This is a genomic window from Streptomyces sp. URMC 127 (assembly GCF_051386535.1).
Classification (GTDB): domain Bacteria; phylum Actinomycetota; class Actinomycetes; order Streptomycetales; family Streptomycetaceae; genus Streptomyces.
Genome location: NZ_JBPQTW010000204.1, coordinates 1 through 12,427 on the forward strand (window position 1 = coordinate 1; position 12,427 = coordinate 12,427).

At 75.7% G+C, this 12,427-nt stretch carries 10 protein-coding genes; 1 reads left to right on the plus strand and 9 read right to left on the minus strand.

All coding sequences use genetic code 11. The features are described 5' to 3' along the window. From ACSNOH_RS28395 to ACSNOH_RS28405, 3 genes are all read right to left on the minus strand, one after another. The coding region (locus ACSNOH_RS28395) for a sigma-70 family RNA polymerase sigma factor (protein ID WP_436724293.1) at window positions 1-933 on the minus strand (933 nt) is incomplete at its 3' end. Between the two features lie 105 nt (window positions 934-1,038). Beyond that, a complete protein-coding gene (locus ACSNOH_RS28400; protein ID WP_436724294.1) occupies window positions 1,039-2,610 on the minus strand; it encodes a PH domain-containing protein in 1,572 nt (523 codons plus the stop codon). Further along, on the minus strand, window positions 2,607-3,134 hold the full coding sequence (locus ACSNOH_RS28405; RefSeq protein WP_436724295.1) for a PH domain-containing protein: 528 nt from the start codon (window positions 3,132-3,134) through the stop codon (window positions 2,607-2,609). Before ACSNOH_RS28405 ends, ACSNOH_RS28400 begins: the two co-directional genes overlap by 4 nt. A 94-nt stretch (window positions 3,135-3,228) precedes the next feature. On the opposite strand from ACSNOH_RS28405, the gene ACSNOH_RS28410 reads away from it, so the two are divergent. After that, a complete protein-coding gene (locus tag ACSNOH_RS28410) occupies window positions 3,229-3,828 on the plus strand; it encodes a TetR/AcrR family transcriptional regulator (RefSeq protein WP_436724296.1) in 600 nt (199 codons plus the stop codon). Between the two features lie 252 nt (window positions 3,829-4,080). On the opposite strand, the gene ACSNOH_RS28415 is transcribed toward ACSNOH_RS28410, so the two are convergent. From ACSNOH_RS28415 to ACSNOH_RS28440, 6 genes are all read right to left on the minus strand, one after another. Then, on the minus strand, window positions 4,081-6,177 hold the full coding sequence (locus ACSNOH_RS28415; RefSeq protein ID WP_436724297.1) for an FUSC family protein: 2,097 nt from the start codon (window positions 6,175-6,177) through the stop codon (window positions 4,081-4,083). Between the two features lie 59 nt (window positions 6,178-6,236). Then, window positions 6,237-7,730, minus strand: coding sequence for a CoA-acylating methylmalonate-semialdehyde dehydrogenase (locus tag ACSNOH_RS28420; protein WP_436724298.1), 1,494 nt, complete (start codon window positions 7,728-7,730; stop codon window positions 6,237-6,239). A gap of 18 nt (window positions 7,731-7,748) precedes the next feature. After that, the gene (iolD, locus tag ACSNOH_RS28425; RefSeq protein ID WP_436724299.1) at window positions 7,749-9,647 is read right to left on the minus strand and encodes a 3D-(3,5/4)-trihydroxycyclohexane-1,2-dione acylhydrolase (decyclizing); all 1,899 of its coding nucleotides are present in this window, start codon (window positions 9,645-9,647) and stop codon (window positions 7,749-7,751) included. Then, a complete protein-coding gene (gene iolB / locus ACSNOH_RS28430; RefSeq protein WP_436724300.1) occupies window positions 9,644-10,573 on the minus strand; it encodes a 5-deoxy-glucuronate isomerase in 930 nt (309 codons plus the stop codon). Before iolB ends, iolD begins: the two co-directional genes overlap by 4 nt. A gap of 99 nt (window positions 10,574-10,672) precedes the next feature. Beyond that, window positions 10,673-11,296: a carbonic anhydrase gene (locus tag ACSNOH_RS28435; protein WP_436724302.1), complete on the minus strand. Its 624-nt coding sequence runs from the start codon at window positions 11,294-11,296 to the stop codon at window positions 10,673-10,675. A 9-nt stretch (window positions 11,297-11,305) separates the two neighbouring features. Continuing rightward, complete coding sequence (locus ACSNOH_RS28440; protein ID WP_436724301.1) at window positions 11,306-12,262, minus strand: alpha/beta hydrolase; 957 nt, start codon at window positions 12,260-12,262, stop codon at window positions 11,306-11,308. Window positions 12,263-12,427 lie beyond the last annotated feature (165 nt).

The following is a 12,427-nucleotide window of genomic DNA, read 5'->3' on the forward strand; positions in this document are numbered from 1 at the left end:
CCCCACGCCGCCGCCCCGGTGGCCGTCGCCCGCGCGGCGGCGGGCCGCACGCCCGCCGGCGGCGGCGTGGGGCGCGGCCGGGGATGCGGAGGGGGACGCAGAGGCGGGCGCGGCCGGGGATGCGTGGCCCACCTGCTGCGTGTGCAACATCGCGCCGCCGGGCCACCAGCCCAGCAGCGCCGCGCCGACCGGCACGAGGCCGAGCCCGACGAGCAGCCCCTCGGCCGGGACCAGGGCCGACAGCGCGCCGGCGCAGCGGCCGCAGCCGCGCACGTGGCGGGCGACGCGCTTGCGCCACAGGGCCGACGGCGCCCCGTCCCAGGAGGCGACGACATCCCCGAGCTGCGGGCAGAGCGGGTGGGCGGTCAGGGCCCGGACGACACCGCGGGCGGTGTCCAGCTGGGCCTTGGTGCGCTGGATGCGGACGGCCGCGTGCTGCGGGGTCATCTCCAGGGCGGCGGCGACCTCGGCGCGCGTGAGCTCCCCGGCGGCCTCCAGCCACCACAGGGAGAGCACGGTCTGCTCGTCGTCGTCGAGCCAGCGCGTCGCCTCGGCGACCTCCTTGCGCTGGCCCTGCAGACCGAGCCGGAGGATGGTGAGGTCGACGAAGTCCGCCTCGGGGTCGGGGGCCTCGGCAACCTCCTGCAGGCCACTGACGGGAGTCTCCGGGCGCTCCCGCCAGTGGCTGCGTATCTGGTTCATGGCGATGGCGACGAGCCAGGAGCGGAACGCGGCGGCGTCCCGCAGCTCGCCGAGGCCGTTGATGACCCGGAGCATCGTCTCCTGGACGACGTCGTCCACGTCGGCGTGGCCGTTGAGGGCCCGGCCGACGATGTTGTAGACGAGCGGGAGGTGGGCGGCGACGAGCTCGTCCTGTGCCGCCGCGTCCCCGGCTCGCGCCGCCTCGACCACGGCCACGCTCTGACTGTTCACGCTCCGCCACCCTTCTCGGCATTCCGTTCGGGAGTCGGTCCGTTCGGTCCGACACATAGGAGATGCGGATGGGGCGCGACGATAACAAAAAGCGTTCGAAAAACTTTAGGAGGACCGGACAAATCCGCGCATGGGGGGCGGTTGTTCGCCGCGCTCCAGGAATTCGGTGAGGATTCCCGGAGTCACCGCCTCCGCGAAGGGCGCGGCGGAACCGGCCGGCATGTCCCGTATGCGGTATCCGTCCTCGCCGCCGGCGACGGCGGCGGTCGCCGTGACGAGGCCCGCCCGGCGCGAGAAGGGCGTGTCGGTGAAGGTCCACGCCAGGACGGCCGAGCGGTCGAGCGCGACCGTCTCCCGGCCGAACGTGCCGGAGCGCACGTACAGCAAGCGCCCCCGGAAGCCGTGCCCCAGCCCGCGGTAGGCGTCGCGCGCGAGGCCGTAGGCGACCGGTGCGGACAGCACGAGCCAGCCGGCCGCGCAGTACAGCAGGACGGGGGTCAGAAGCGCGCCCAGCACCGCCAGCGCGACGGCGGGCGGCAGCACGCACCACGCGAAGGCCCGGACGACGCGGCGGCGGAGCGCGGCCCGCGGGTGCGCCGTCAGCCCCTCCGGGGCGAAGGGCTCGCCCAGCACGCCGCCGCACACGCGCAGCGCCTCGTCGCGCGAGGCGGGCGGGAGGACGACGCTGCGGCTCCGGTTCTCCTCCTTGTTGCCGAGGCCGCCCGCGACGGCCCGGACGCTCGCGCCGCCGCCCGCGCGCAGCAGGAGCGGCTCGCGCAGGGACACGCCGCGCAGGCGGGCGCGCTCGATCGACACGGAGCGGGTGGTGAGCAGGCCGTGGCGGACGCGCAGGGTGGCCTCGTCGGTCCACTCCAGGCGGTAGTTCCACCAGCTCTCGGCGTAGAGGGCGACCGCGCCGGCGCTGCCGAGGGCGGCGATCGCGAGGAGCGCGAGCGGGATCGTGAGCCACAGGGCGCTGTGGCCGAAGTCCTCGAAGGCGCGGCGCACGAAGCCGATGCGCCAGGGCTCGATGCCGATCCCGTCGAGGACGCGCCAGACGGCGCCCGCCACGGCGAAGACACCACCGACGACCCAGAAGGTCAGCGGTGCGTAGCGCAGGCGGCGCGGGTCGGCGGTGGCCAGCACGGGGTCGGCGGCGCGGCCCGTGCCGGCGCGGGCCAGGAGCTCGGCGCGCAGGCGCACGGCCTCGGGGCGGGCGAGGGCGTCCAGGGAGAGCTCGCCGCTCCGGCCGCCGCCGCCCGTGCCGGCGCGCAGCACGGCGAGGCCGAGGAGGCGCTGGACGACGTTCGCCGTGATGTCCACGTTGCGCACGCGGTGCAGGGGGATCGCGCGGACGCTGCGGGTGAACAGGCCCGTGTGGAGCTCTATCGCCTCGGCGGTGACGCGGTAGCGGGTGCGGCGCCAGGTGATGACGCCGCTTCCGGCGATGAAGGCGAAGACGGCGCCGATGGCGGCGAGGCCGATCCATGCGCGCAGGTCGATCCGGCCGCCGGTGGCGAGCAGGGTGAGGCAGAACGAGCCGAGGGGCGCGCCCATCCACGTGCAGTGCACGGCGATCGTACGGGGGTCGAGCGCGCGCCAGGGCTCCTCGCCGGTGCGGGGGTCGTTCATGCGGGGGTCGCTCATGCCGGGGTCGCTGATGCGGGGATCGCTCATGCTGCGTCACCGTCGCGGGGCGTGAGGCGGGCGGCCTCGGTGATGCGGGCGGCTATCCGCTCGGCATCCTCCTCGGACACGCCGGTGATGCGGACGTCGCCGGCCGTGGAGGCGGTGGTGACGGTGACCGTCGCGAGGCCGAACGCCTGCTGCAGCGGGCCGCGCACGGTGTCGACGGTCTGGACGCGGGACAGCGGGGCTATCCGGCGCTTGTGCAGCAGCCAGCCGCCCGCCGCGTAGACCGCGCTCTCGCCGACCTCCCAGGCGTGGATACGGCAGCGCAGGCGCGGCATCGCCAGCACGTAACCGGCCGCGGGCAGGACGAGGACGCCGACGAGCAGCGGGGCGAGCCACGGGAGGGCGCCGGGGAAGAAGAGCACGGAGAGGACGAGGAGGACCGCGGCGGTCAGCAGCGAGGGGCCGGTGACGGTCAGCCAGGCCTGCGCGGTCCACCAGCGGCGGGCCCGCGGGGCGACGCCGTGGCGCGGCGGCCTCAGCCTGATCGTCTGTCCGTGTCGTGCCATGGTCGTGCCGCTCCCCGCTTCCGCTTTTCCAAGTCAGTTGTATGGAGACTAAGCTATAGCAATACGAGCGACTTGGAAAGGTGGGGTGGTGGGCGTGCCCAAGCGCGTGGACCACGAAGCGCGGCGCCGGGCCATCGCGGAGGCCCTGTGGCGCATCGCGTGCGCGCGGGGGCTCGACGGGGCGAGCCTGCGGGACGTGGCGGCGGAGGCCGGGATCTCGCTGGGGCAGCTGCAGCACTACTTCTCCAGCAAGGACGAGATGCTCGTCTTCGCCCTCAAGTACCTGGGCGGGCTGGCGGAGGAGCGGATCCGCGCGCGGCTCCTGGGGCTCGCGGGGCCGCCGTCGCCGCGGGACGTCCTGCGGGAGACGGTCATGGAGATGCTCCCGCTGGACGAGGCGAGCCGCACGGGGAACCTGGTACAGATCGCATACTTCGTCCGGGCCCTGCACGACGAACGGCTGCGCGGCCACGCGAGGGAGGGCCTGCCGGCGCTGCGGGCGTTCTTCGCGGACCAGGTGCGGGCGGGGATCGCGCGGGGCGAGGTGGAAGCGTCCCGCTCCCCGGAAGCGGAGGCGATGCTCCTGCTTGCCCTGACGGACGGCCTGACGACGCACCTGCTGCTGGAAGCGTGCGCCCCGGAAGAGGCGACGTCTTTGCTGGACGCGCACCTGGACCGCCTGTTCACTCCGTGAGGGCCCCCGGCCAGGGCCGGCCCGGCACGGGCAGGATGAGGCGGCGGCCGCACCGCACACTCCCCCGCCGCAACGGCGCGCAACCACCACGGCGGAGACCGGCGGTGCCGCACCGGCTGACGAGGCGGTTCGGCACCGCCGGGCCGCGCCGCGGGGGCTGAGCACCGTAGCGGCGGAAGGACCGTGTCCGGCGCGGGCCGTCCTACGCAGGGCGCCGCGCCCCCGCCCGCGGCGGGAAGGTGCCCGGGACCGTTACGCCCTGCGCGTGGCGCGGTTGCGGCCGCCTGGGCCTGGGGAGAGGGACGTCGCCAGTTCGTCCAGGGCGTCCAGGAGGAGTTCCGAGCCGCGGACGGCCACGCCCTCCTCGCCTTCGGCCGCGCGCCACGCGGCGAGCGCCTCCCGCGGGCCCGTCCAGTCGAGCGCGCGGCGGCCGCGGATCGCCTCGGCCGCCGCCGGCAGGGCCGCCTCCAGGGCGGCGGCGAAGGCGGCCGCCCCCTCCGACGGCCGCGCGTCGCGGTCCGGAAGGTGAGCCTCCATCAGCATCGTGGCGCGGCCGAGCGTGGCCAGCGCCGCCTCCGCCGCCCGCTCGGAGCTGCGCGAGAGCCCGCGGTGGCGCACGGGCTCGGTCAGGGCCCGGCCGGCCATCTCCTCCCAGGCCGTGCGGGCGGCCCGCGCGTCCAGCAGGGCCTCCCGCACGCGCCGCTGCTTGCGCTCCTCCGGCCGGGCGAACGCGCCGAGGACGGCGAGCGCGTAGTGCCCGTTGGCGGTGAGCCAGTCGGCGAGCCGGTCGCGCAGCCGGGGCGTCTCCCAGCTGGGGAAGAGCGCGTACGCGGCCATGGCGAGGAGCCCGCCGAGCAGGGTGAGGGCGACGCGCGCCTCGATGGTCTGGGACCAGCCCTCCCCCGCGATGCCGAGCAGGAAGACGACGTAGGCGGCGATGCAGGCGGAGGTGACGCTGTAGCCGGTGCGCATCAGCAGGTACATGAGCCCGACGCACACCACGGCGAGCCCCGCGCACACCCACAGCCCGGGGTGGGTGAAGGCCATGAGCGCCCCCGCGACGGCCACGCCGACGACGGTTCCGGCGAAGCGGGCGACGCCCCGCGAGTACGTCTGCCCGAAGTCGGGCCGCATGACCATCACGGAGGTCATGGGCGCCCAGTAGGCGTGCCCCCAGGGCAGGGCGGTGCCGGCGGCGTAGCCGGCGAGGACGACGGCGGTGACCCGCACCGCGTGCCGCCCGACCGGCGAGGACCAGCGCGCTTCGCGCCGCAGCGCGCGCAGCGCGACGGGCACGAGCCGCGGCACGGAGGGCCGCAGCAGGTGCCGGTGCTCGTGGCCGCCGCGCGCCGCGCTCCGGCGCACGGGTTCGTCGGTGGCGTCGACCGCGTCGCCGAGGAGCGCCATCAGGCGCAGGGCGGAGCGCCGCGCGGCGCCGTGCAGGACCGGCCCGGTGGCGGGCACGGTGAGGACGGCGGTGGCTTCTTCGGGGAGCTTCACGGGCTTGCCCCACCGGATGGCGCGCGCGACCGCGTCCAGCACGGTCGCCGCCGCGCCCAGCAGGTCCCGCACGCGGTCGCGTTCGGGGCCCTCCGCGGGGGCGCCGAGGACGGGGTCGGCGAGGGAGGCGAGGACGGGCCGCAGCCGTTCGGCGACGCCGCGGGGCCCGCCGAGCTGGCGGGGCCGGCTGCGGGCCTGCCGGGGCGTCAGCTCGGCTGCCTCGCGGGCGTCCATGAGCGGCTGGGGGTCGAAGAGGGCCTGCGGGTCGTGCCGCAGCCGGCGCGCGTAGTCCGCCTCCGCGGCGAGCGCGTCGGCGAGGGCGTCCCGCTGGCGGCCCCAGGGGCGGACGGGCAGCAGGACGACGAGGGCCGCCTGCACGAGCCCGCCGACGGCGATCAGCCCGGCGTGGTGGAGCGCGCCCATGACGGACGTGGGCAGGGTGACGGTGACGAGCATGACGGCGATGGTCTGGGTGGCGACCAGGCCGGAGACCGGCCCGACCGCCCAGGCCATGCCCGCGAGCAGCGTCCACACGCCCAGCAGCGTGCCGAAGACGACGGGGTCGAAGGCGGCCAGGTAGCCGAGGAAGGTGCTGACGGCCAGGCCGGACGCCACGGCGAGCGCCAGCACGGGCCGGGGCCGCCAGCTGCGCTGGAACGTCACCAGTCCGGCGGAGAACGCGCCGAATGCCGAGGACACGGCGAGCGCCGGGGTCCCCAGCCGGAGGATGACCCCGACGACGAGCGCCACGCCGAGCGCGCCACGGGCGGCGACCACGGGCGTCAGCTTGGTGCGCTCGATCGTCAGACCGTCGCGGGCGGCCTTCCGCAGCGCGCTGGACCAGGTCATGGCCTGAGCTTACGTTCCGGACCGGCGGGTTCCGCGCAGCGGGGCGGGCTCAGCGATGGCTAGCGGTGGCTGGGGAAGCCCAGGTCGACGCCGCTGTCGGCCGGGTCGGGCCAGCGGGTGGTGACGACCTTGCCGCGCGTGTAGAAGTGGACGCCGTCGTTGCCGTAGATGTGGTGGTCGCCGAAGAGGGAGTCCTTCCAGCCGCCGAAGGAGTGGTAGCCGACGGGCACCGGGATGGGCACGTTGATGCCGACCATGCCGGCCTCGACCTCCAGCTGGAAGCGGCGGGCCGCGCCGCCGTCGCGCGTGAAGACGGCCGTGCCGTTGCCCCACGGCGAGGAGTTGATGAGGGCGAGCCCCTCCTCGTAGGACTCCGCGCGCAGCACGCACAGCACCGGGCCGAAGATCTCGTCGCGGTAGGCGTCCGCGCCGGCCGGCACCTTGTCGAGCAGGGAGAGCCCGATCCAGTGCCCGTTCTCGTAGCCCTCGACCGTGAAGCCGGTGCCGTCGAGGACGACCTCGGCGCCCTGGGCGGCGGCGCCGCGCACGTACGAGGCGACCTTGTCGCGGTGGGCCGCGGTGATGAGCGGGCCCATCTCGGAGGTGGGGTCGTCGCCCGGCCCGATCTTGATCTTCTCGGCGCGCTCGCGGATCTTCGCCACGAGCTCGTCGCCGGCCGAGCCCACCGCGACGACCGCGGAGACGGCCATGCAGCGCTCGCCGGCCGAGCCGTACGCGGCCGAGACGGCGGCGTCGGCGGCGGCGTCGAGGTCGGCGTCGGGCAGCACCAGCATGTGGTTCTTGGCGCCGCCGAGGGCCTGGACGCGCTTGCCGTGCTCGCTCGCCACCCGGTGGACGTGGCGGGCGATGGGCGTGGAGCCGACGAAGGAGACGGCGGCGACGTCCGGGTGGGTCAGCAGCCGGTCGACGGCGGCCTTGTCGCCGTTGACGACGTTGAGGACGCCCTCGGGCAGCCCCGCCTCGGCGGCCAGCTGCGCGAGCAGGATCGCGGGCGAGGGGTCCTTCTCGCTGGGCTTGAGCACGAAGGTGTTGCCGCAGGCGACGGCCAGCGGGAACATCCACATCGGCACCATCGCCGGGAAGTTGAAGGGCGTGATGCCGGCGACGACGCCGAGCGGCTGGCGGATCGCCGCGACGTCCACGCCGCCGGAGACCTGGGTCGACAGCTCGCCCTTGAGCTGCGTGGTGATGCCGCACGCCAGCTCGACGATCTCCAGGCCGCGGGCGACCTCGCCGAGCGCGTCGGCGTGCACCTTGCCGTGCTCGGCGGTGATCAGCTCCGCGAGCTCGGCGCGGTGGGCGTCCAGCAGCGCGCGGTAGCGGAAGAGGATCGCGGTGCGGGTGGCGAGGGAGGAGGTGCCCCACGTCGCGAAGGCGGCCTTGGCGGCGGCGACGGCGGCGTCCACCTCCTCCGCCGAGGCGAAGGCGACCCGCGTGGTCTGCGCGCCCGTCGCGGGGTCGGTGACCGGCCCGTACGTGCCGGAGGCGCCCTCGACGGCCTTGCCGTCGATCCAGTGGTTGACGGTCTTCATCGGTCGGCCTCTCCTACGTCAAAGATAGCGGCGGCGGGCGCGCGGACCACGCGGGTCGCGCTCGTACTCCTCCCGGGCCCTGCGGGCCGCCGGGCGGGTCGCGGCCCCGGCGACGGGAACATCCCACCACGCCTGGGCAGGGGGCGCGCCCGGCACTGTGTCGGCTGTTTCGGTCTCCACGTAGACACATGTGGGGCGGTCCTCGGCGCGCGCCGCGGCGAGCACCTGCCGCAGTTCACCCGCCGTGCGGGCGCGCAGCACGTGCATGCCGAGCGAGGCGGCGTTGGCGGCGAGGTCCACGGGGAGCGGGTCGCCGGTGAAGGTGCCGTCGGCGGCGCGGAAGCGGTAGGCGGTGCCGAAGCGCTCGGCGCCGACGGCCTCGGAGAGGCTGCCGATGGAGGCGTAGCCGTGGTTCTGGACGAGCACGACCTTGACGGGGATGCCCTCCTGCACGGCGGTGACCAGCTCGGTCGGCATCATCAGGTACGTGCCGTCGCCGACGAGCGCCCACACGGGGCGGCCGGGCTCGGCCAGGGCGACGCCGATCGCGGCCGGGATCTCGTAGCCCATGCAGGAGTAGCCGTATTCGAGGTGGTACTGGCGGCGGGAGCGGGCGCGCCAGAGCTTGTGGAGGTCGCCGGGCAGGGAGCCGGCGGCGTTGATGACGACGTCGCTGTCGTCGACGACGGCGTCGAGGGCGCCGATGACCTGGGCCTGCGTGGGGCGCGCCGCCTCGTCCCGTACGGCGAACGCGCGGGTGACGGCCTGCTCCCACGCCTGCTTGCCGGCCGTGTACTCCCTCTCGTACGCCTCCGCGACGCGGTGGCCGGCCAGGGCGCGCGCCAGGGCCTCCAGGCCGGTGCGGGCGTCGGCGACGAGGGGCAGGGCGGCGAGCTTGTGGGCGTCGGCGGGGGCGATGTTGAGGTTGACGAAGCGGACGCCCGGGGCGGCGAAGAGGGTGTGCGAGGCGGTGGTGAAGTCGCTGTAGCGGGTGCCGGCGCCGATGACGAGGTCGGCCGTGCGGGCCAGGTCGTCGGCGGCGGCCGTGCCGGTGTGGCCGATGCCGCCGACGTCGGCGGGGTGGGCGTGGTGCAGGGAGCCCTTGCCGGCCTGGGTGGAGGCGACGGGGATGCCGGTCGCGTCGGCGAGGGCGCGCAGCGCGTCCTCGGCCCCGCTGTGGTGGACGCCGCCGCCGGCGATCAGCAAGGGGCGGCGGGCGGCCCGTACGGCTTCGGCGGCCGCGGCCAGCTCCGCGGGGTCGGGGGCGGGGCGGCGCACGTGCCAGACGCGCTCGGCGAAGAACTCCTCCGGCCAGTCGTACGCCTCGGCCTGGACGTCCTGCGGGAGGGCGAGGGTGACGGCGCCGGTCTCGACGGGGTCGGCGAGGACGCGCACGGCCTGCAGGGCGGCGGGGATCAGCGCCTCGGGCCGGGTGATCCGGTCGAACCAGCGGGAGACCGGGCGCAGGCAGTCGTTGACGGACACGTCGCCCGCGCCCGGGTGTTCGAGCTGCTGCAGGACGGGGTCGGCGGGGCGCGTGGCGAAGGTGTCGCCGGGGAGGAGCAGGACGGGGAGCCGGTTGATCGTGGCGAGGGCGGCGCCCGTGACGAGGTTGGTGGCGCCGGGGCCGATGGAGGTGGTGACGGCGTGCGCGGAGAGCCGGTCGCGGTGGCGGGCCCAGCCGACGGCCGCGTGCACCATGGCCTGTTCGTTGCGGCCCTGGTGGTACGGCATGGCGTCGCCGGACTCCAGCAGCGCCTGCCCGATGCCGGCGACGTTGCCGTGGCCGAAGATGCCCCAGCAGGCGGCGATCAGGCGCTGCCGGCGGCCGTCGCGCTCGGTGTACTGGCGGGAGAGGAAGGCGATCAGGGCCTGGGCGACGGTGAGGCGGCGGGTGGTTGCCCTGTCGGTCGTCATCGCTTCGCCTCCTCGTAGAGCGGCAGGCGGGGATCGACGGCCTGGGCGGGCCAGGTGCCGCGGATCCAGGCGTGATCGGGGTGGTCGCGGATGAGCCACTCGCGCTCCGGCCCGGGGCCGGCCATGACGTTGAGGTAGTACATGTCGTGGCCGGGCGCGGCGACGGAGGGGCCGTGCCAGCCGTCGGGGATGAGCACGGCGTCGCCCGTGCGGACCTCGGCGAGGACGTCGGTGCCCTTCTCGCGCGAGGGGGACACGCGCTGGTAGCCGAGGCCGGGGGTGCCGGCGGGCCCGTCCGCGATCTCGAAGTAGTAGATCTCCTCCAGCGCGGACTCCTCGCCCGGGTGGTGCTCGTCGTGCTTGTGGGGCGGGTAGGAGGACCAGTTGCCGCCGGGGGTGAGGACTTCCACGGCGATGAGCTTGTCGCATGCGAAGGCGCCGGCGGCGGCGAAGTTGTTGACCTGCCGTGAGCAGGTGCCGGTGCCGCGCAGCTCGACGGGGACGGCGGAGGCGGGGCCGTAGCGGGCGGGCAGCCGGCGTTCGCAGCGGGCCCCGGCGAGGGCGAAGCGGCCCCCGGCGGCCGAGGTGAGGCGGGCGGTGGTGTCGCGGGGGAGGTAGGCGAAGTCCGTGACGGAGGAGAAGACGCTGTCGCGGCCGTGCAGGGCGAAGGACAGCTCGCCGGCGGCGACCGTGCACCCGCCGCTGAGCGGCAGGACGATCCACTCGCTGCCGCCGGTGGGGAAGGTGTGGGTGCCGCCGGGGGCGAGGGTGAGGACTTTCAGGGAGGAGTGGGTCCAGCCCGCGCTCGCGGGCCGGATGTCGAGGTCGTACGCCCCGCCGGCGGCGGTGCCGGCGGGGAGGTGGCAGGAGGAGGGCGCTCCTCGCTCCCGCCCCTCCCCCGGGCGGGCCTCCGCTGGTCGGCTCATGCTGGCCTCCTCGCAGGTCGGGCAGGGCCGGATCGGCTGCGTCCGTTCCCCGGAGGGTAAGGGATCAAGCAACGCGCCGACAGGGTGCCCGCCCGTGCCTCACAGCGGCACGAAGGCGTCGAGTTCGCCGTCCAGGGAGAGGACCAGGCCGCTGTCGACGCCGTAGAACCAGCCGTGCAGCCGCAGCGTGCCGTCGCCCAGGCGGCGGCGGACGCACGGGTAGGTGTGCAGCCGTTCGAGCTGGGCGCGGACGTTGCGCTGCCCGGCGGCGTGCATGCCGGGGTCGGGTGCCCCGTGCTCCGCCGGGTCCGGGCGCCCGTGACCGGCGTCGCCGGGCAGCTGGGTGCTGAGCCAGTGGTCGACGGCGGGCAGCGCGGAGAGGTCGTCGCCGCGGGCCCGGGCGCCGACGGCCCCGCAGTGGGAGTGACCGCAGACGATGATGTCGGGCACGCGCAGCACGTCCACGGCGTACTCGATGGTGGCCGCGTCGCCGCCGGGCCGCAGGTGGCTGTAGGCGGGGACGGCGTTGCCCGCGGTGCGCAGCTCGAACAGCTCGCCGGGGCGGGAGCCGGTGATCAGGGACGGGATGACGCGGGAGTCGGAGCAGGTGACGAAGAGGGCCATGGGCGACTGGCCCGCGGCCAGGCGGCCGAACTCCGCGCGGCGGCCGTCGCGGTCGATGCGCAGGCGCAGGGAGCGGGCGTGCTCGATGAAGGCTTGCACGGTGGTCACCTATCGCTGGGACGGGGTGCCGGCGGCGCCGGTGAGGACGCCGGGGCCGGGCGTACGGGCCGGGGCGGTGCCGGGCGCGAGGTCGCGGGCGAGGAGGCACTCCTCGGCGAAGGCCAGGGCGCGCAGGTGGTAGGTGCGGGCGGCCCAGCCCAGGCTGATGTTGTGCCCGGCGTGGGGCTGGCGGTCGAAGACGACGCGGGGCGCGGCCAGGTGGGCGCGCATGGAGGCGAGGGTTTCCTCGTCGTGGTGCCACCAGCCCTCGTGCTCGGCGAAGGTGAAGCGGACGGGGACGCGGACGCGGGCGGCCAGGTCCGGGAAGGCCCGGGCCCAGCGGGAGGCTTCCTGGGCCTCGCGCGGGGGCATCGGGGTGACCAGGGGCTTGGCGGCGCTGAAGGTGCCCGGCGGGTAGAGGCCGAGGCGGCCCCAGTGCAGGGGCCAGGTCTTCACGCCGTGGAAGTCCTCGATGCGGGCGGGGTCGACGGCGTAGCGGTGGCTGATGCCGGAGATGTCCAGGCCGAGGAAGGCGGCGCCGCGCGGGTCCGCGGCGGCGTGGAGGGCGAGCTTGCCGCCGTAGGAGTGCGCCATCAGGAAGATGCCGCCGCCGGTGTCGTGCTCGCGTGCGTAGGCCGCGAGGGCGGCGTGCAGCACGTGGGACTGCTCGGAGAGGGTGGCGCCCTGGGGGAAGTTGGGCTCGGACAGGCCGTAGCCGGGCCGGTCGACGGCCAGGACGGCGTAGCCCAGGCCGGCGGCGAGCGTGAGCAGGGACTGGCCGCAGTGGCTGCGGCCGTGGAAGTAGCCGGCGCGCATGCCGCCGCCGTGGACGGCGACGACGGTGGCGCGCGGGGGCGCCGCGGGCAGGGCGATCAGGCCGGACAGGGGGATGCCGTCGGCGTCGAGGACGATGTCGCGGACGATGTCGCGGACGGCTGCCCCGGGGGCGGTGTCGGTGGGCGTCATGGTCAGTCCAGGCCGCGCACGATGTGGGGCTCGTCGGACCGGTCCTCGTCGTCTCCGGCGAGCTGTGCGGCGCGGCGCAGGTCGTCGGTGGTGCTGGGGTGGGCTTCTCCGGGCTGGGTGTTCACGTCTCGTCCTTCTGGCCGGTGCGCGGGCCGGGTGGCGGGG

Bases quoted from the DNA above. Each gene is read 5' to 3' on its own strand.
- ACSNOH_RS28420 (WP_436724298.1), bottom strand. From the start codon at position 7,730: ATGAAGACCGTCAACCACTGGATCGACGGCAAGGCCGTCGAGGGCGCC.
- ACSNOH_RS28440 (WP_436724301.1), bottom strand. From the start codon at position 12,262: ATGACGCCCACCGACACCGCCCCCGGGGCAGCCGTCCGCGACATCGTC.
- iolD (WP_436724299.1), bottom strand. From the start codon at position 9,647: ATGACGACCGACAGGGCAACCACCCGCCGCCTCACCGTCGCCCAGGCC.
- iolB (WP_436724300.1), bottom strand. From the start codon at position 10,573: ATGAGCCGACCAGCGGAGGCCCGCCCGGGGGAGGGGCGGGAGCGAGGA.
- ACSNOH_RS28405 (WP_436724295.1), bottom strand. From the start codon at position 3,134: ATGGCACGACACGGACAGACGATCAGGCTGAGGCCGCCGCGCCACGGC.
- ACSNOH_RS28415 (WP_436724297.1), bottom strand. From the start codon at position 6,177: ATGACCTGGTCCAGCGCGCTGCGGAAGGCCGCCCGCGACGGTCTGACG.
- ACSNOH_RS28400 (WP_436724294.1), bottom strand. From the start codon at position 2,610: ATGAGCGATCCCCGCATCAGCGACCCCGGCATGAGCGACCCCCGCATG.